20 protein-coding genes are annotated in these 19,444 nt (G+C 54.8%); 19 read left to right on the forward strand and 1 reads right to left on the reverse strand.

Features of this window, described 5'->3' with window-relative positions:
- The first annotated feature begins 2 nt into the window (after positions 1-2).
- The 11 genes from Q9451_RS31785 (at position 3) to Q9451_RS31835 (ending at position 10,338) form a co-directional block, all read left to right on the forward strand.
- Positions 3-2,057 carry a hypothetical protein gene (locus tag Q9451_RS31785; protein WP_057391476.1) on the forward strand — a complete coding sequence of 685 codons (2,055 nt, stop codon included), beginning with the start codon at positions 3-5 and terminating at the stop codon, positions 2,055-2,057.
- Positions 2,058-2,173: 116 nt separating this feature from the next.
- Positions 2,174-2,452 carry a hypothetical protein gene (locus tag Q9451_RS31790; protein ID WP_172688480.1) on the forward strand — a complete coding sequence of 93 codons (279 nt, stop codon included), beginning with the start codon at positions 2,174-2,176 and terminating at the stop codon, positions 2,450-2,452.
- 158 nt (positions 2,453-2,610) lie between these two features.
- On the forward strand, positions 2,611-3,876 hold the full coding sequence (locus tag Q9451_RS31795) for a DUF3150 domain-containing protein (protein ID WP_057391477.1): 1,266 nt from the start codon (positions 2,611-2,613) through the stop codon (positions 3,874-3,876).
- Positions 3,877-3,949: 73 nt separating this feature from the next.
- Positions 3,950-4,720, forward strand: coding sequence for a hypothetical protein (locus Q9451_RS31800; protein ID WP_010794197.1), 771 nt, complete (start codon positions 3,950-3,952; stop codon positions 4,718-4,720).
- A 98-nt stretch (positions 4,721-4,818) separates the two neighbouring features.
- A complete protein-coding gene (locus Q9451_RS31805; protein WP_010792577.1) occupies positions 4,819-5,412 on the forward strand; it encodes a hypothetical protein in 594 nt (197 codons plus the stop codon).
- A 113-nt stretch (positions 5,413-5,525) separates the two neighbouring features.
- Positions 5,526-5,906, forward strand: coding sequence for a hypothetical protein (locus Q9451_RS31810; RefSeq protein ID WP_057382988.1), 381 nt, complete (start codon positions 5,526-5,528; stop codon positions 5,904-5,906).
- A gap of 155 nt (positions 5,907-6,061) precedes the next feature.
- The gene (locus Q9451_RS31815) at positions 6,062-6,862 is read left to right on the forward strand and encodes a hypothetical protein (protein ID WP_057382989.1); all 801 of its coding nucleotides are present in this window, start codon (positions 6,062-6,064) and stop codon (positions 6,860-6,862) included.
- A complete protein-coding gene (locus Q9451_RS31820; protein WP_010794194.1) occupies positions 6,856-7,761 on the forward strand; it encodes a hypothetical protein in 906 nt (301 codons plus the stop codon). Before Q9451_RS31815 ends, Q9451_RS31820 begins: the two co-directional genes overlap by 7 nt.
- 47 nt (positions 7,762-7,808) lie before the next feature.
- Positions 7,809-8,498 carry a hypothetical protein gene (locus Q9451_RS31825; protein ID WP_010794193.1) on the forward strand — a complete coding sequence of 230 codons (690 nt, stop codon included), beginning with the start codon at positions 7,809-7,811 and terminating at the stop codon, positions 8,496-8,498.
- Positions 8,462-9,859, forward strand: a complete 1,398-nt coding sequence (locus tag Q9451_RS31830; protein WP_010794192.1) for a DUF87 domain-containing protein — start codon at positions 8,462-8,464, stop codon at positions 9,857-9,859. The genes Q9451_RS31825 and Q9451_RS31830 overlap by 37 nt, the downstream gene beginning before the upstream one ends.
- A gap of 5 nt (positions 9,860-9,864) precedes the next feature.
- Complete coding sequence (locus tag Q9451_RS31835; RefSeq protein ID WP_010794191.1) at positions 9,865-10,338, forward strand: hypothetical protein; 474 nt, start codon at positions 9,865-9,867, stop codon at positions 10,336-10,338.
- Between the two features lie 42 nt (positions 10,339-10,380).
- On the opposite strand, the gene Q9451_RS31840 is transcribed toward Q9451_RS31835, so the two are convergent.
- Positions 10,381-11,874 (reverse strand): HD domain-containing protein, encoded by a 1,494-nt coding sequence (locus tag Q9451_RS31840; RefSeq protein ID WP_031628640.1) that lies wholly within the window; start codon positions 11,872-11,874, stop codon positions 10,381-10,383.
- A 127-nt stretch (positions 11,875-12,001) separates the two neighbouring features.
- On the opposite strand from Q9451_RS31840, the gene Q9451_RS31845 reads away from it, so the two are divergent.
- From Q9451_RS31845 to Q9451_RS31880, 8 genes are all read left to right on the forward strand, one after another.
- Positions 12,002-12,889 carry a hypothetical protein gene (locus Q9451_RS31845; RefSeq protein WP_019484906.1) on the forward strand — a complete coding sequence of 296 codons (888 nt, stop codon included), beginning with the start codon at positions 12,002-12,004 and terminating at the stop codon, positions 12,887-12,889.
- Between the two features lie 13 nt (positions 12,890-12,902).
- The gene (locus Q9451_RS31850) at positions 12,903-14,549 is read left to right on the forward strand and encodes a hypothetical protein (protein WP_010794189.1); all 1,647 of its coding nucleotides are present in this window, start codon (positions 12,903-12,905) and stop codon (positions 14,547-14,549) included.
- On the forward strand, positions 14,549-15,484 hold the full coding sequence (locus Q9451_RS31855) for a hypothetical protein (protein ID WP_010794188.1): 936 nt from the start codon (positions 14,549-14,551) through the stop codon (positions 15,482-15,484). The genes Q9451_RS31850 and Q9451_RS31855 overlap by 1 nt, the downstream gene beginning before the upstream one ends.
- A complete protein-coding gene (locus Q9451_RS31860) occupies positions 15,481-15,957 on the forward strand; it encodes a hypothetical protein (protein WP_021263692.1) in 477 nt (158 codons plus the stop codon). The genes Q9451_RS31855 and Q9451_RS31860 overlap by 4 nt, the downstream gene beginning before the upstream one ends.
- A gap of 2 nt (positions 15,958-15,959) precedes the next feature.
- On the forward strand, positions 15,960-16,619 hold the full coding sequence (locus Q9451_RS31865; RefSeq protein WP_021263691.1) for a hypothetical protein: 660 nt from the start codon (positions 15,960-15,962) through the stop codon (positions 16,617-16,619).
- 2 nt (positions 16,620-16,621) lie between these two features.
- Positions 16,622-18,379: an ATPase, T2SS/T4P/T4SS family gene (locus Q9451_RS31870; RefSeq protein ID WP_010794186.1), complete on the forward strand. Its 1,758-nt coding sequence runs from the start codon at positions 16,622-16,624 to the stop codon at positions 18,377-18,379.
- A 47-nt stretch (positions 18,380-18,426) separates the two neighbouring features.
- Complete coding sequence (locus Q9451_RS31875) at positions 18,427-18,888, forward strand: type II secretion system protein (protein ID WP_057391478.1); 462 nt, start codon at positions 18,427-18,429, stop codon at positions 18,886-18,888.
- 89 nt (positions 18,889-18,977) lie between these two features.
- Positions 18,978-19,439 (forward strand): type II secretion system protein, encoded by a 462-nt coding sequence (locus tag Q9451_RS31880; RefSeq protein WP_021263644.1) that lies wholly within the window; start codon positions 18,978-18,980, stop codon positions 19,437-19,439.
- Positions 19,440-19,444 lie beyond the last annotated feature (5 nt).

Here is a 19,444-nt window from a genome sequence, read left to right on the forward strand (position 1 = left end):
TCATGAGTAAGCTGCAACGTACCGCGAAACAGTTCCAGGACGGTTGGATTTCCTTCCTTCGTGTTCTGGCAAGAAACTCCAAGATCAAGTTTGTGATTCGTCCGAATGTCAGACCGTGCACCGACGGTAAGGTCGCGTACCTACCGTCTCTGCCGGCGAATTTGACAGAGGAAGACTTGATCCTGTTCAAGCGTTGGGGTTACCACGAAGTCGGCCACATCATGCATAGCGATGTGCCGTTTTTTCAGAAGTTCAGCATGGAGCATGGTGCCTTCGCGGGCCTGCTGCTGAACGCTGTCGACGACGTGTATATGGAATACGCTCAAACTCGGTCTTCTCGACGTTCTGAGCGTTTCTTCCGTCAGGGAGCAGCGATCATGTTCGATCGCGGCATGTTCCGGGACGGCAGCCAAAGCCCCCAAGAAGCATTTGCGAGCTACACCTTGTGCTTCCTTCGCAGCCGTCGGTGGAGTGAGTACCAGCAGCCTCTAGCGGCTGTTCGGAAAAACTTCGATGCCCACTTCGGTGAGCATGCCGACCAGGTGCGCGAAAACCTGGAAACCATCCTTCTGGCTGAGTACCCGAGCGTTCGTTCCACTCAAGACGCCGGCGATCTCACCCTTCGGCTAATCGAAATGCTGAAGCAGCAGCGTGACCAGCAGGATGAGCAGCCCCAAGAGGAGCCTGAAGACGACAATTCGGAAGGTGACGAAGGGGATGACCAGGACGATCAGCAATCCTCGCAAGGGGATGATGAGAGTAATCAGGAAGACGATCAGACCTCTGACAACGGCCAAGGCCAGAGCCAGAAAGATGATCAAGAGCCTACCAACGGTGACACCGGTGGTCAGGGTAGCGATGACGGTAAAGCTGAAGACGAGTCCGACTCCAAGGCTGATGGCCAAGGTGCGCCGGGCGAGGATGACGCTGATGCCAATAATCAATCCGAGAATGCCCAAGGCGACAGCCAAGGGCAAAACGGGGTCGACCTCGCCGAGTTAATCGAGCAAATGCTCAGCAGCAATGGTGGTGACGATTCCGAAGTCCTGGATATGGACAAAGTGATTCAGCAACTCGCGACTAGCATCCAGAACGGTACCAACCCGGACTATCAGGATGCTGCTCCGGTTCCAGCTTTCGAAGTTGAACCGAGCGATGTGGAGAACCAACCCTCACTGGGGGCTGGAACGGTCAAGGACCTGGTCGAAGGGATGCTTGTTTGCCCTGCTGACAAGGAACATGCACGTGAACTGGCTGATGCGCTAGACCGCAAGGTCAATGTACTGGCCACGAAACTGCAGGCCTGCCTGTTAAACCGAGAAGAAGCGGACGTCTACTCGACGCGCCGCGGTTCGCTCGGACAATCTCACCTCTACCGTGCAGGTATGGGAGACAGCCGTATCTTTGAACGTAAAGAGGAAACGGTACTCCCTACCGCAGCGGTCTCTGTTCTTGCAGATCTTTCCAGCTCGACAAGCTGGGTTGATCCTAGCGTTCTCGCGACGTTGGCGAAGGCGAAAGCTAAGGCCATTGCTGCTGGGGAAGCTATCAATGAAAAAGAGTACGAGGTGCAGACTGTTGCCAAATCCATCCAGCAGAGCCTGCTGATCATGGAGAAGGTGTTCCACAGGATCGACACTCCACGCGAGTTCTTGGGCTTTGCTCCAAAAACTGGCCATCTCAACACGGTGGTGAGGACCTTCGGGGACTCCCATCAAAACGCGGTTGACCGCATTGGCGGTCTGGACAGCATCACCGGCGGGAATCACACACCGATTGGTGAGGCGGTTTTCCAAGCAGCCCAACGCCTGGCAAGCCATCCGGCACAGAGGAAGCTGATGTTTGTCCTCACGGATGGTGCTCCGTCGTGTGCGACCCTGGCTACAGAACAGACTGCGTTGGCGGTCGACGCTGGAATCAAGGTGGTGTACCTCCTCATCGGCAATGAGGTCCGAAAGGACTGGCTGGAAGAGGCGGGTATCCCGTACGCCGTTGCTGCAACCGCAGATGACGTTGGTCCAGCTCTTCTGGAGCAAGCCAAGCAGCTGCTGATGTAACCACTGATGCCGCCCTTCGGAGCGGCCTCCCTCTCTCCAACGAGCTGGAAAACCATCCGGCTCGCGCCCGGGTGTTCTCAATGATCACCCCGTGCGCGACGGGGGAGGGCAATTCAATGGCAACTCAAACTCAGGTCTACGGACGGTCAGTAGACAGCGTTTTGCACTTTCGTCGCGAGTCCACAGGAGTTCGTCTTACCCAAGCCGAACTCCAGGGCTACATCGAGGAGGTAGGAACATTCGCGCGCGATCTTCGGGTCCGGGATGAGGGCAACACCCTCGTCTTGAGCTTCAGCTGGATGCGTGAAACCTACAGCTATGTGCTGGACAAAACAGAGTACGGCTATTCCCAGCGCACTCCGCTGGGAGAGGGCACGATTCTAAGTCTGCTGTAACAGTGGCCCCCTCGGGGGCCTTCCTTGCTCAGTGAGCTGGACCAACAATCCGGCTCACTGCCGGGTTGTTGTTCGAGGTCATTGATCTCAAACCACCCGGCTCCGCGCCCGGGTGTACATCTCAATGCCCCGTGCGCGGCGGGTGCGAGGAAATACCGATGACTCAAGTAATCAGCGCTGCAAATGACAACAAAGTAGTAGTAATCAACCTGCTGGTTTCCGCGATGGCGGCCGATCGTCAGATCGATCTCGACGTGCTGAATATCAAGGTTGAAGAGTTGCACGATGAGATCCGTAAGCTGGTGACTGAGAAGATCTTCCCGAAAGACTTTCTCCGTAACTACGCCCGGCTCCGTGAAAACGGCGAAACCCTCCTGAAGCAAGACGGTTCCATCATGTGCTCCATTGGGGCAGTGATGAGCCGCAGCGAAGCGGTCATCAAGATCCGTGAGCTGAACAAGATCAAGGAGGAGTGGGCTCAGCAACTCGCTAAAGATGAACCTGGCTATCAGGCAATGTGCGACAAGCACCTGCTGGAGATGAGCCAGAAGGCAATTGCAAAAGGTGCCGACTCTGCCCAGGTAATGCTGCTGGCCGAACACCTTCGTAAGCGCCAACCAACTTGGGAAGAGGTAGCCGCACGGTTCAAATTCGAGTTTGTCGTCACTCCGGTAACAATGGAGGATGGCGAGTTCGATGCGGACCTGTATGAAGCGCAACGCGACAGCGTTGTTGCTTTGCGGGAGGGTGTCCTCGGAGCAGTCATTCAACACGTCTGCAAAGAGTCCATGGAGATCCTGGAAACCCTCGACAAGAAGACAACCGGGAGCCAATCGGGCGAAGTGAAGGTTAACCCCCGAACTGTCCGTCGTGCTCAAGCGATGTGTGTGAAGCTGAACTCCCTGGCTTTCATTCACCCGCTTATCCGTCCCCTCCATGACGCCCTGAAAAGCGAAATGGACAAGGTGCCGGCTAACGGTTTTCTCACTGGTGGTGAATTCCAAAATCTGCGGGAATGCCTGAAGTCTCTGCGCGACCAGACCATCGTTTGGGACCGCTTGAAGAACGGCCAACCCCTGATCCAGGTAGCAACCACAGCTGCTGCGAGCAACACCGCACAGCAAGCTCTTGCGACTGCTCAAGCCAACCTTGGGCAAGCTCAGCAAGCAACTTCGAACCAGCCTGCTTCAACCGCTCCGGCGGCCACGGCGTCAATGCCTGCAACTTTGGTTGTGAGCACTGTTCAGGCTGGCGCTGCTGCACCTGCAGCAGCTGTAGCTCAAACCACGGCAACTCCGGTTGTAGTGGCACAAGCTACCGACGAAGAGGACGACACCACGGTCCCGGACGCGGTTGAGTCCACGCCTGTTGTGCAAGAAGAGCCCAAGCCGGCTCTGTCGCAGAACTTCGCGCTGTTCCTCTAAGCAATACCTCCCTCCCACCCCTGACGGGCCACCACACCCCGTCAGGGGAGTGGTGCGCCCTATGGAGCGCACTATGCAAGTCGATCTCTTTGGCGAACCCATCCTGTCCAACCCCATTCAACCCTCCTCGGAGGCGGATGCACCGGTGGATTTGTTTGGAGTAGCCATCAATCAACCAACCGCAGTTGAGAAACCCAAAGCAGTTCGAAAGGCCCCAACTAGGCTGGTAATCGACAGGAAGGCCCTCTGGTCCTCCTCCGGTTATTTGCCTGGCGTGAAAGAGCTGGATGAGGATGATGATTTGTCGGATGCACTCTCGACGTCGGATACCCGTTCAGACAATTCCACGATCGAGCGCCTGGAGAAGGCTCTTGGAATGGCACCGGTCATCAAAGATGGCAAGTGGCAAACCGACGAGCTCGGATACCAGTACCGCCGAGTAGGCAAGCCGTTCAAGGGGAGTCGAGTTTTCGGAAAACGAGGCTCGATGATCTGGGAACTCAATCGCCAGTTCGTGCTGACCTCTGCGAGGGATGCTCTTGAACCGGTGTTCACTGACCCCTGCTGCTGGCTCATCATCAACTCCGTCCATGTGCTCGCCATCCGGCTGCGCATGATGGATGAGGATGAAGATCCGTATGCATGCCTGCAGGCCTTCCTGCAGGTCATGACACAGCACGACTTCATCGATAACTCCCGAAAGGGGGAAACGATCCGCAGGCTGACCAAACGGGACCAGATGCGGGACAAGCGTGCAGCGGCACGGAAAGCAAAAGAAGAGAAACCGGTTTCCAACTCGCTCATGCGAGACATGGAAAACGATGACTTTGATTGCGACGAGTAACTCACTGCGAACAGACCCCTGCGCCGGCGGGGCCTGAAAATTCATTCAGCCACCTTCGAGTGTGCGAACTGGGCTCCGGCTCCCAGAGGAGAAACATCATGACTCATGTTCTGAAAGCAAAGCTGACTGCTGTTGCCGATGTGGTTGTTCTGAAACTGGCTGGTGCTGTCTGGAAACTGGTGAAGGTCTTTGACCCGAGGCCGGTCCAGGAGCACTTCGCCGCACGACCACCTGTAAACGGCGTGACATTCGGCAAAGTCTTCAGCCTCCCTCGGGAGGATGCAGGCCAGTCGATTGTTCGGTTGGGCTGGCAGCACATCAAATCGGAGAACAAGAAAACAGGGATCGTCAGCCGTAAAAAGCTGGTGAAGATCTTCAACCCTGCAAACGGCCACTTCGTGGTTCTGTGGGCAATGGGAGCAAACGAAGGTCGTCCTTTGCCCCGGGATGCCATGGCGATCGATTACGACGCTAAGTTGGCTCTGGGGATCTCCAAGAAGGAAGAGGAAGCGGAACTGATTGTTGGCGAAGCCAACCTCGGTGACCGCGAATTCTTCCATATGTACACCGACCATGACGCATCCAGTCGTAGCGCTCGCGCTCTCGGCTGGTATCTGTTCATGGCAGGTATCGGCTGGTCCGTGGGAGTAACCGTCGAAGGATTGGTTACCGCAGTGCTGCGGATGTTCTAAGCCTGAAGTGACACCGCCTCTCCCTTAGGGGAGGGCGGACGTCACCTCCAAGCATCCTCGACGAGGGCGTTTGGAGGTGGCGTCCGCCCTTTACCGAAATCGAGAGGTGAATCATGAACGGTGTATCGAACAGAGCCTACGACCTGCTGAAATCCTTCGGGAATTCTGGGCTCACACTCGAGAGCCATTTCCCCAAAGGGGTGGAAGGCAACGTAGCCCGCCACACAGCACCCAAGTTGATGTTTCCAGACTCAATGCCGCTTGAACTCGTTCGCGATCACATCGAGCGCTGGAACCGGAAGCTGCAGGGGCTGTTTCCTGGCATGGGTTATTACGCTTTCAGTCCTGCGGACGAGATGGCGAATCCGGGGAACCACGTGCTGGTTCTCTTTGCCGATGATTCCTTCTTCAAAGCTTTTATGGGCGGCGTCCAGAAAGTCGACGTACTCACTTCGCTGTGGGACTTCGATGCCTGCGTTCGGCTGTTGCGGTAATTTCCGCGGCAGATCGGAGCGGCCAAGGGCGCGCGTGGACCTGGTCACGCTGAAGGGGGCTGAGAATCCGCCCCCTGGCGCTCAGCCCCCCGTTTTCACTGGAAGGCCAAGGCCTTGCCGGTAACCTCTAGGGCATCCCATTTGGAAGCCCTACCATGCTCGATCTTGCTGACCTCGATCACACCCTAATCTACTTCGTTTCATTCCTCGCAGCCTTCCTATCCATCAGACCAACTCTGCGTGCCGCCGGCACTTGCGGAGCGCTTTTGCTCGCCTGGACATTCGTAAAACTGGAATTGACATTCGACCTGGCCGACCTACTGCTGAATGAAGGTACAAATCCTCAGTTCATCACCGCAGGAGTCGCGGCATTGGGTATCTTCGGCCTGGCGATCAGGGTTTCCCGCTCTCGGTGGAGAACAATGGACCGTACCCTGATCTTGGTAGCTCTGATCAGTGTTTGTCTCACCACTGCCATTTTCCACCTCGTCCTCGTGAACCGTGTTCTTCCTCTCTGGGCAAAGGATCTCGCTTGGACGAACTACAACCTGGTTGAAGCCTCTGCAGAGTCTTTCGCCCCCAAATGTGAGCAAGCAAAAGTGACCTGCTGGCGGGGCACCGCATTCGAGGATGGGGCCTTCAAACCCGAACTTAGGGAGCAATTGAAGGGGGTTGATTCCTTTTTCAGGGCTCACCCCAAGCCATTCCCGCAAGGACATGGTTTCGGTGTGTTCAACGACCTATCGGATGATGGCGTCGCAGCTGTGCTCTACTACCTGGACAAGGGAGAGGCACGAATCGTGATTGATAGCGCGGGCGCCACCCGGGTCCATCATTTGGTTCGAGAACTGTTCTACATGCTTTGCGGAGTCGCCCATTCGGTCTGGATTGCTGGTGCGCTGTTCCTCATCGCGTTCCACCGCCGGCGTTTCATGAAAAAGGGGGCTTCATGCTGATCGACTTCAAGGCCGAGCACACACAGTATCTTAAAGGGCGGCCGTCAGATTCTGGCTGGGTGTATACCCCCGCCAACCCGAAGATGCCGGCCAAGGGGAAGTACCTGGCTGCGCACCAGGTGTTTAGCAATAACGCTCTCAACGCTGCGATCTACATCCGAAACGACGTGAATGCCGCCGGCGAGGCGATTAGTGTGCACACAGCACTCCGTCTCACGTTCTCCCATAAAGCGAAGGGCAGGTACCTACTAAATGACGACCCGGACAAGCTCAGTCTCAACCTTGGGCTCGGCGCGGTACGTGAGTTATACCGTTGGCTCTCTGACCAGCAGCCGCGGTTGGAATACGAAATAGTTCGTGCGAGCGCATCTCCAAAACGACTCCAGGGCTTCACTCTTCAGGACGGCCAGTTCGCCCGGATGCTTACTGCAACAGAGTTCGACTCAGAAGCAGTAGGTACGCTGACCATCCAGGTTGGGCTATCGGATGACGATGTGATCCATCTGCAATTTTACTGCCTTGGATACGCCAAGCTGATCTATCCAACATTCACTGATGTGGCCATCCTCCAGCTGCTGAAAGCGCCTGCAAGCTCTACCAACCTGGCGAGCAATCCCTTCCCAGTTTCGCATGCGAAATCGGACAACGTAGCTGCCCCCCAGCGAACGCAAGACGATGATCGTGGTATGGCTGAGGATGAACCTGATCCAGTGAGACTGGAGCGTTGCAGAAAGGCAATCTACGCCGTTGGCATGCAACGCTGGAAGGGCTCGAGAGATGTCATCGAGTTCATCCAGGACTCTGCTCCTATCGCTCAGATGGACCGGTTGATCAAGGACGGGAACGCCGGGGAATTTACGGAGTGGAACCGCATCGCTGACATGTTCAAAAACTCCTAACTCGGTCCTAGAGGCGGAATAGGGCACTCAACTCCCACTATTGGGGTATGAATGCCCAAATCCCCATTTTCGCCCGCATCAAACAGCACAACGCCGAATACCCACGCGAGCTCTTCGCTGCGAAGGAAATTAACCGGCTGCTGACCAACGTCGACTTCCCAGCTGAAAGGATCTGGCTGGACCTTCGTTTCGACCCCTCAATGACTGACCCAACTTCATCCACTTTGGATGTGATGATGATCAGTGGGGAGGCGCACGGCATAGCTGTACTCCGCATTCAGCCCCTGTATCTGCAGCAGGACATGCAGACGATGGTGGACGAAGCAATCCCTCACGAGCTCGCACACATCCTGCACGCAATAGACGTCAAGCAGAAGGGCGAAGAGATCGGGAAGTTGCATGACGAAGACTGGCAGGAGTGGCTATTCACTCTGGCACCGAACGCTACGCCTGCCGCAAAGGTAAAGGGTACGTTCGACGATCGTCCCGTAAAGCTCAGTAAAGGAGGGCTTGCCGTCGAGTGCGAGTGTGGTGGAGATGAGGCCATCGCTGTTATCGCCGACACCACTGGCAATTCCGTGAAGCTTCAGGAAGAAGAGCTCGAGTGCTCCTCATGCAAGTTTCCATACCACCGGCTTTCCCAAGACTCTGCCCTGCCTGAGGGCATCGCCTCGGACCTGAAATTCCTCGAGGGAATCAAATGTATCAAGCTGCACCATCCCAACCTACAGCGCTGAGTCAGGCCATTGCAGGACTCACTCACTATGATCCCATCAGGATCGGGAGCGACAGCCGCGGCCAAACCGTGGACTGGGTGCTGGCAAAGTCCAGCAACTTTAACGTCCTCTTCGAAGGGGCAAGCGGCGCAGGCAAATCCCATACGATTCAAAATCTACTTGCGCGTGTCTATAGCCGTGGCATGACATTCCACGTCCTGGACATCAAAGGCGACTTCTCCTACGAGAGTTTCGAAAAGGCTGGTCTCAGCCACCTGGTTCGGCCGGAAGATTTCAACGACATCACCTTCAACTACTTCGAGGGCGGCAGCTCCCTCAACCCACTCCAAGTCCCGAGGACGAAAGAGGGGGGTGGGGTACTGATGACAGTCGAAGGTATGAAGCAGTTGGTGAAGGTTTTTGCACCGAATACCGGCAAGCGGCAATTGGACTACCTCGAAGAGATTCTGAACGAGGTTTACCGCAAAGCCGGAATTTCCCAGGACGACATTGAGTCCTGGATCAGACCTTCCCCGACCTTAGATCAGGTCCTTGATGAGATCGATCTCGTGTTCAACTCCATCTCTGCCAGCATGGATTCGGGGTCGGTATCCGACATCATGAAAGCCTATGGCCAGGCCAAGTCGAAGGCAGAGAAGACCATCGTCAAGATGAAGGCGGATGGCAAAGATCCATTAGAGATCGAGGACAAGGTCAACGAGATCCTTGATGACTTGGAAGGAGTCCTGCATGGCTACGCCAAAAAGCATCTGGATTTCCAGGCGCTGCAGAACAAGTCCACTGGCAACGGAACGTTCTGGGAGTTCTGGTCCAAAGATTCCCTTTTTGGCTTGCGCAGCATCATCCAGGGCATGGTGAAATCCCGTCTATTCACTGGTAACCCTTCAAAATCACAGGCGGGCAAAATCAACCGATACGTCCTGACCGATATCTCGTCTGAACACCAGCAGATCATCATGCGTATTGTGGCAAGTCGTGTCTTTGCAATGGGAGTGATGGATACTCGAAGGTCTGGTCTCTTCAATCCCGAGTACCCCAGCCACATCCTGATCGCGGACGAAGGGAAGCACGTCAAACAAATTTCGTCCTCGCCGCTGAGTCCAGTGAACCGAATTGCGACCGAGGGACGCGGTTACGGTGTGGGTGTTTGGGCTGGGGTTCAGCAGCCAGACCAGGTCACTCCGGACCTCCTGAAAAACGTCTCAACCTACTTCCTTCTCAAGACACCCGAGACGACTTACGGTGAAGTAAGTCGGATGTTCGGGGTTAAGCCTTCGCTTCTGAAGCAGCTGCAGAACCGGCAGAACGTACTCTTCAGCGCAGGGGACGCCTTCACTCTAGTAACCCACTTTAAGGAGTAGTAGGGATGAAGAAATATGCTCTGCTTCTTTGCCTAACCCTGACTGGGTGCACTGGTGGCAAAACCATACTCCCGGTCACCGCGGCGGACATTCAGGACCGCAGCCTTATACTCGGGGCTCAGCAGGCTGTTCAACGAGGGCAGTACCAGGAGGCAGAGCAGCTCCTCTCCAAGTACGTCTATAGAACGGACAATGGCGATCTGAAAATCCAGTTCTGGGGGCTCAACGGAGAGAGCAGGAAAATAGCAATCGACACTGTGATTTCTCTCCTCTGGGAAACCGGGAGGGACCAGACGCTGGCTCAGTTCGCAAAAGAATACCTTTCGGGAGACGAGTACAAGGTCACTATGTGCCGACTCTCGGAACGGCAGGCGCATTATCCGGATGCGTATGCCTGCTGGAACAACCTCGGCCATGAAGACAGAGCGGAGAGGACTATTCGCACTGAGGCTGCCCTTCGCATTCTCGGGACCGAATGAGCAGCATCAAGTGATTTGAGTTTCGCATGCTAAATCGGGCGGTCAATCACCGCCCGATTCCTCTTCTGCGCCACCATCTCGAGTGGGGCGACGAACTTGAATTTTGTAGTTCGCCATACCCCAACGGTCGACAACCCCGGGTAGAAGCTCTTGCAGGGTTTCCTTGTCTAGCAATACGCAAGCATTGAAGTTGATCACCCCAATCTTCACATCAAACAGGCCCGATGGGCTGTCATGATGATTGTAGCTATGGAGCAAAAGCCCCATACCCTCGAGGGTCTCCAGCATCACCGGAATAGCAGGGTGGCTGAAGGTACGAGTATCAACTCCCATCTGAAGCTGACGGCTCAACTCCAGCGGCAAATGTGAGCCGATCGACTCAAGGATTCGTGACATCGGAATGATGACGAACTCCATGGCGTCCTTCGTCCAGCCCTCTGCTTCTCCAGTCGCCCGGAACTTGTTGATGTTGGCTTCGCCGACAAATTTCAGGATGGCCTCCCTGATCAGTTCCTCAGTCTGGGAGCTTTCCTTGGCTGCGCGAATACCATCTTGCTTCTCTGCACGGATCACGAAACCGTCAGCGTGTCTCAGCGCTTGGACCAACTTCTCAACGCGCGGGCCAGAAGAAACAGGAAGCATTGCAGGATGGTGGTAGTAACGCAGCGCAAGGGTGAGTACGTTCTGATCCTCCGGCTGGAGTTTCGCGAACTCAGGCATCTGACGCACGATGTAAGCGCTGTAGGTGTTGTGGTGTGTTGCGTCTTTGTTCTTAACCCACTGGCCAGGCGCCTTCTCGGCATATGCCAATAACTTATCCAGGTCATGAGACAGCCCAGCGAGATAAGCGAGAGGTTCCTGCACATTCTGGCGCTTCAGATAGGACAAGACCTCCTTGGCGATGGCGAGGGAATGCTCGCGTAACGTGGCATCGGCATGGTGAGCGCCGACACTGGCTGGGACTGTGGGATGAGCAGCTAGTAACTCATGCACTGCCAGTTCGAGGTGTTCAATGGGCGTCGACGGCTCCCGGCTCAGAGCTACCTGTTTTCGGTTGCATCGGAAGAAGCGTTGGTTGTAGGGGTTGAGGTCTGTTACCCCTCCAATTTCCTCTCCGGTTCGCGGGTCCTTGTTGTTCCTGAGCAGGATCATCATGGTCGATCCTGGAATAGAGCATTCGTACTCGAAGGGATCGTCGCTCACGACAGTGGCTTCAGTCGAAGTGTTCCGCGGTCGGAAATACCTGGAAGCTGCAACCCTGGCAATGGTGTAGACCATAGCGGCCGCGAAGATGCAGTGCAGCACTTCTACCAGGACTGCAACCAGCGTCCCCACGTAACCACCAGATGCGATGAGCTGAACCACTGCATGAGGCTTGAACATGTAGAAGTGGGGCGACAGGGCTTCAGCCTGGAAGTCCAATGCCTTATGCGTGGATTCTAAGTAAGCCGCATAGCCCAGGATGACAACTGCAATCATGACGATCAGGGCAACAACCCCAGATGAGGCTTTGACCTTCGGTGTAGAAGCGGACATGACTATCTCAACGTGGTGAACACAAGATCACGATGCAGGTTTTGAAAAAGATTTTCCAACCAAACCCCGGATTTGGAGCACTGCCTTCCCACTATTGAGGTAACAGAAGCTTCTATGGGACTCCGCAGTGAAAAAAACGATCCTCATCCTGGGCGTCAGCCTCCTGAGCCAGGGCGCCTACGCTTCCGCCTTTGATGATTCTCACCTCGCGCGGAGCGAAACTCTCTCACCGTTCGATCGCACTTATGAAGCCGGCAGGGCGCAGCAGGTGATGCAGCCCATCGACTACAAGCGGTCCACGCAAACTCCTTCAGCACCTGCGGCAATGATCGACCTGTCGATTGATAACCCCGTTGCCTCGGTAGAAGAAACAGAGACCGAACGGCAATACAGGAAAACTCTCGAAGACCTGGAACGAAACCGCCAAGCCCTGACTGCCGCACGTAGCGAAGCAGAACGCAACCTCATCGCTGCGCAGAAGACGGCGATCGAGGCTGCTGCAAAGCGAAAGCAGGATCTGCTGGCGCAAGAGGCCGAGATTCGTAAAGCCCTGGAGCTGAACCGAGCGGCGCAGTCGAAGGCTGATCAGGTACAGGTCGCACAGCTCACGGACATCGAACAGATCCGCACAGAAAGCAAACAGCTTCTCATGCTGGCCGAGAACAACGCGGAGATGATCGAAACGGCTGCTCGCAAACGAGTGACCCTGGAGCGGGTAGACCCGACCGTGGTGATCAACGAACCGGTTGAAGCCGAATACCAAGGGGCAACTCTGAAGGAGATTGTGGAAGGGATCATGCCGGTCGGTTGGCGTGTGAAAACAGCCTTCTACAACAAGCCTGAGCTTGAGACCCGCCGCTACGAGTTCATTTCCACTGACGCCCGTGACATTGCCCTGCGCAAGCTCACGGCTTCCGTCCGGGACGCCCGTGTTCGCTACCAGTATTTCTGGGACCTGACTGACGAACAGGGAAATCCCTCTCCCATGATCCTGATCACCGACCGCCCGAACTAAGGCAGCCACACCCATGAAGATGAAATCCATTGCCCTAGCTCTGCTGGTTGCCACCGGCCTGTTGGGATGTACCAGCAGCTTCGACATTTCCGAAGAAGCGAAAAATGCCCCCCTGCGCCCCGAAGCGAAAGATGCTCTTCAGGCTGCCCGGGGTAACACTTTCGTACGCGAGATCAGGACTGAAGATATCGCGAAAGCTCGGCCGATTTTCCTAACTGCTCAGAGCAAGCCGCTTCGAAGCGTGCTGCAAGACACGCTGCCTGGGTACGCGATCATTCCGAAGGGCAAAGTCAACCTCAACGATCCAATCGATGTAGCTGCTGCTGGGATGACTCTTGCAGATTTCATCGAATACATCGAAGGGACCCGGGACCTGAACATCGAGATCGTAGGAAAGCGAGTAATTGTTAGCGATTTCGAAACCCGCGAGTGGAACCTTGCCACTTTCGCATCGACCCGAAATGTCAACAACGTCATCGCATCCACGCAGACTCGTGGTGCTAAAGCGGGCGATGACGACTCCAATAATCAGCAGGACTCGAACGTCGCGACTGGCACGACCATTGGACTTCAACTCTCGGAAGATGAGTGGCAGAAAGTTATGGAAGGTGCCCGTACGATCATCGGAGCAGAGAAAGAGTCCGACCGAGGCAGTCGTGGGCGTACACAGAACTCCTCGGGAGCTTCAAGCGCTAATGTAGGTGGGGGTAACAACTCGAACAACGGCATGACGAGTGGCCTGAACTTTGATGCTCCATCACCAGCTGACTTCGGTTTGTTGACATCGAACGATGAGATTGAGCCTTACATAGAAGGTATTCGGTCGGTAGGAATTATCACTGCAGGTGGCAAGCCTTCTAAAATGAAGGTTCTTGATCGCTACTTCAAACGAGCTATTGGCGAAGCAACTAAGGTCGTAAACGTTCAGGTTGAGGCGTATGATGTAATTCTCAATAACGACAAGCAGAAAGGTGTTGACTGGAATCTGCTGGTTCAAGGCACGCTGAATGGCAACCCACTTGGCCTGAACTTCTTCAATACAAAAACTGAAAACACGGACCCTTTCTGGAATGTGCAAGGGACCTATGAGTCTGACCATGTTAAAGCAGATGTTCTCATTCGATTCCTTGAAAATTTTGGGCGGGTAGAGCTTACTGATCAGCCAAATATTACCGTTCGAAATGGGGTTCCAGCCCAAATTTACGCAGGTGAAGAACTTACCTATATCGTCGACGTCGAACAAAGCCAAGACGAATCCGGCAATGTCACAGTGACCCCTAAGCTCGGCCGGCTGAAAGTAGGTGTGACGCTTAGCGTTACTGTTCGGGTTCTAGACAACGACCAAATAATGGTCGATATCTGGCCGGTAATATCCAACCTTAGTGGTAATGACACCATTGCAATTGGTGACTATGAGTTCCAAACCCCCCGCGTGAACCTGAAGGAGTTCAGCACCCAACTGATAACCAGTTCTGGTCGAGCGGTCCATCTGGGCGGTCTGATTACCAAAAAAATGAACCAGGCTCTACGTCATTTGCCTTGGCAGAATCTGGTCACTAAAGCAGTGCTGAACCCTCTCACCCAGGACATCAACAATCAGCTCGACAGACGTGAGTTGGTCCTGGTTGTCACCCCCACATTGGTGGAGGGGGCTCTCTAATGAATCAGTTGCTTCTTGGCGTACCAATCCAGATTGGTGGCGAAGAGGTCATCATCTGCCGTGACTCCATCGGCTCGCAGGCGCTCAGCAGCTCCCGCGAGTCGGAGGTGTATACCATAATTGAGGGGCCACGCGAAGACGGCCGGCCAGCGATCTACATCGACGAAGCTGAACTAAAGTCGATGCGGGAGTCGTACCCGGGCATTAACGTGTATGGACTCTGGCAGCTCCTATTCGCCAACAACCTCGTACCTCTGGGGAACGAGGTTATTATTTTCCCAATGGGTCCTGACCGCGGGCTTTATCTGCGGGTGGATTCTAGTACGGATCTCAATAAGCCTTCGAGCATTCTGAGCTCCTCTGAGTTTGTAGATAATTTCATCCCTGAGTGGATGGACTACGACCTCACAAATGCTTCTCGCATTAATCTTGACAATCTTGACCTGGTATTGCCCGCCAGCCCGGCATATACCCGACAAGAACTATTCGAAAAGCAAAGGCACGATCAAACCAAACGCTGGTATATGGTCGCAAGCATATGCGGCCTGATGCTGATCGCTACACTTGTATATAACTACGGGATGTACACGCTGTATAACGCTGATATGGCGGTCTATAAAACCAAGCAAATTCAAAGGGACGAGTTAGACACCAAGATCGGCGAGCTGCTGCGTGAGCGATTGGATAAGTGGCCGGACAACTCCGCTGAGCTCGGAAAAATCAGTGAGCTAGTTGCTTACGATAGCAGTCTTGAAACTTCACCTGATGGTGAAACTCATGTCGGGTTCACGACGTTGCACCGATTCGTATCGAGCAGATACTTGCCATTCGATCCGGCGGATAAAGTCCGAGGCATAGTTTCGGAGTTCACTCCCCACCAGAATTACGTCATTCGAATTGACCCTTCGGAAATTGGCGGGGGCGACAACCAATGATTATCAAGCGCTCAAAACTGTCAATTTCAACCTTCGGCTTTTCGAATCTGATGTTGATTGTCATTGCAGCCGTGGCAGTTGGTGCCGTTCGATTCAGCATGACCATGGGGGAGAGCCGCACTCTCCCTAGAGACTTCGATCAGATCGATGCAGTAATTGAAACTTCAAGACAAGACGTTCAGCGGTATACGGAGCTAGAAAAGCTTCCGAAACTCGTGACCTCTTGGAAAAAGGTTACTGCATCATTTGAACTCGATGGGCTCAAGCTCGAAACCTTCGACGCGAATAATTCTTCGGAGATGGGGAATACTTATTCAGGCCCGCTGAAAGGCTGGCCGGGCCAAGTGATAGGCGATCCGCAGGTGGTGTTATCAAGTGTGCGGTCGCTTCAAAAGGAGATCCCCCTTTATCTCTACGATTACTCCATTGCGAACGGAGTGATGAAACTTAACTTTGTAGTCGTGGGTACCTGATTATGAAAAATCTTGTCATCGGCACTCTTATGGCAGCTCAATTTTCGCTCCCTATCTATGCTCTTGCAGATGCGGACGATGCAGACACTCATCGTGACCGCAGTCGGAAGATTGGAGACATGGAGTACAAGCGCGATCAGCTGAAACTTCAAGCTGAAATGGCAGACTCCTATAAGAAAATGTCGGATGCCGGCTTCATTGTGGACGAAAGTGGCTCTCCACTGGGAGTAACAGATATCGCAACTCTGGGTAAAGAGGTGCGCAAGGCAGGCAGTAAGCCCGATAAGGCTGACCTCCCGTTCGGTCAAAATCCAGTCATCCCCAATGCCGCACCGTTCATGCTCGACCAGCCTACGATGGGGATGAGCGGACCAAATGGCCAGAGTGCTCCAGGCGGTCCAGGCCAGCCTGGCTCCTCTCAGAAAAACGTCCCCGACGACGATGAAGACAAGGCCAAACACTTTCTGGCGCTCCTCGAGGTTCGGGCTGACTCGATCGTAGTAATGACCAGCCAAGGGCGCCGAATCGTGCGCAATGGCGAAAAGGTCAACGACTACACACTGCAGCGATTTGGGCTCGACAAGGCTGTTTTCAAAGGTCCTGACGGCACTCGGGAACTGGTAATCGATTGGACCAAATCCAAACGCTATGCGGACGACTGACCATGAGCAATAACATCCAGGGGATTCAACGAAAGATCCTGCGGAATCTGGTTGAGGCGGGGAAAATCACGCAACAGCAAGCTGATACGCAACCAGTATCCGAAGTCATCGAGCAGGTTGTTCCCGACATCCTCCGCGTCTGCAAGGACGACGAAGCAGTTGCCCAAGCGATCGGCAAGGCGCTCGGCCGTGAAGTGTTCTTCGAGCTGGAGGAAGGGCTCTCGATTACTCAGGGCCCTGAAGGGGAGCCATGGTTCATTTACGGCAACACCATCTTCATGGCCAATCCGTTCCACAAACGGATGCACGAGCGTGCCACAGGGTTCGCCAGGACCCACAACATTCACCAGCCAAAGGTTGGTGTGGTGAGCCTGACCCGCTTGGAAGCGATCAAGGCCATCGAAACTGAAGATGATGATAGCGCAGTCCATGACAGCGAGCAGCTTAAGGCCCGAGCAACACAGCGTGTGGAAGACCTGGTGCGCGAGGCGGCAAAGCTCAATGCCTCGGATATCCACCTTCAGCCTACACAAGGTGATCAGGTTCAAGTCCGGTTGCGAATCGACGGCGAACTTCTGACTCGCAAGCTCTACACATCCAAAATTCACGAGGCTATTTGCCGAGTGATTATCGAGAACAACTGCGGCCTTACCCTGGAGTTGAACGCAGCCCAGGATGGGAAGTTTGATTTCGCGGTCTCGACCCACAAGAAAATCAACCTGCGGGTTAGCACGCTTCCTGTCACCAAGGGCTCGGAGAGCACCCCCAAGGTTGTGGTTCGTCTATTGGGCAACGACACGAGCTTGGCCAACCTGGACAGACTGGGCATGTCTGCCGAAAACAAGGCGCTGCTCCGGCGATTGGGTGAGGCCCCCAATGGCTTGATCATCGTTACAGGCCCTACTGGCTCAGGTAAGACCACAACTCTCAATGCGATGCTCCTGGACATCTATGGCCAGGACCCGAACCGGAACTACCACACTATCGAAGAGCCGGTGGAGATCCAGCATGAGGGCATGTCGCATACCGAATGCGGTAAGCACTTGTCGTTTGCTACCGCGCTCCGTGCATTGCTGCGACAAGACCCCGACGTGATCTTACTTGGAGAGATCCGCGACAACGAGACCGCCGAGTACGCTTTCAAAGCCGGCCAAACTGGTCACCTGGTCTTGACCACCTTGCACACAAACAATGCCCACGAGTCGCTGGATCGCCTCGGCAGGATGGATATTCCGACAGACATTATCGCAACCAACACGCAAGCCATCATGGCCCAGCGTTTGGTCCGCAGCCTCTGCAAGAGCTGCAAAGTCGAATACCTCTTCCGGTCTGATGAGAAGCGATTCGCCTTGTATGGCTCGAACCCGGTGTTCGGCAGCAACGGCGATCTCAAGCTCTATCGAGCAAACCCCAAAGGCTGTCAGGTGTGTAACAACGGATCGCACCAATCTGGCGGATTGAAAGGACGGCGCGGTGTCATCGAGGTACTCGAGCTTACGCCGGAAATTCAGGAGGCCATTTTGAATGGAATCTCCCCCAGCTTGCTGAGACGCTCCCAAATCGCAGAAGGGACCTTCAAGGACCTCTGGGACGATGGTTTACGCCTGGTGTTCGAAGGTGTGATCGGGTTCGAGCAGCTCGAAAAAGAGCTACGCCCCTACCTCTCTGATCGAGTTGGCGCACCGAAGAATCTACAGGAGAAAGCGGGTATTCGCCCCACCCGCGAAGCGAGCACTTCATCGTTGGTACCACAGCTGTAACCGCCAGATCCAATCCCAGGAAAAACACAGAGAAAAGGAATAGATCAATGATCGAACGTAGTACCAAGCATGTTCGCCAGAAGGGCTTCACCCTGATCGAGCTGGCCATCGTGCTGGGGGTCATCGCGATCCTGACTGCTTTCTTCCTGCCGGGCATGCTCAAGGCGCGTGAAGACTCCAAGCTGAGCACTGCGATCACTCAGCTGCAGAAAGACTTCCCCGGTGCAATCGCCCGGCAGGTGAGCCGCACCAACACTTGCAGCACAACCACCATCACTGCAGCCAAGCTGAAGGAACGCGGCTTGCCCGATCTGACTGTCTGGAACACAGCCTGGACCGTTGATGCTGTCACCAGCAACCAGGTGACCATCAGCTACACCATAGACAGCACTGACACCAATGCTGCTGCTGACCTCGCAACAGCATTGAACCAAAGCAACAACATCGTGAAGAACTCCGCAACAGCGACGGGCAACACCAAAGTCACAGTGGCATACCGCTGCAACTAAGTGGTCGAGCCTGACTGCTGCTTGACAAGTCAGCACGTGGTCTTGGTTGCACAACAGCAAGCTTGAAACTCACACAAAAGGAACGATCCATGATCGAACGTAGTACCAAAGGTAATCGCCAGAAGGGTTTTACCCTGATCGAACTGGCCATTGTGCTGGGGGTCATCGCAATCCTGACTGCCTTCTTCCTGCCGGGCATGCTCAAGGCGCGTGAAGACTCCAAGCTGAGCACTGCGATCACTCAGCTGCAGAAAGACTTCCCCGGTGCAATCGCCCGGCAGGTGAGCCGCACCAACACTTGCAGCACGACCACCATCACTGCAGCCAAGCTGAAGGAACGCGGCTTGCCCGACCTGACAGTCTGGAACACAGCCTGGAGCGTTGATGCTGTCACCAGCAACCAGGTGACCATCAGCTACACCATCGACAGCACCGACACCAGCGCCGCTGCCGACCTGGCATCCGCTTTGAACCAGAGCAACAACATCGTGAAGAACTCCGCAACCGCGACCGGTAACACCAAAGTGACCGTGGCGTACCGCTGCAACTAAGGGAT

The organism is Pseudomonas sp. NY8896, from assembly GCF_039634505.1.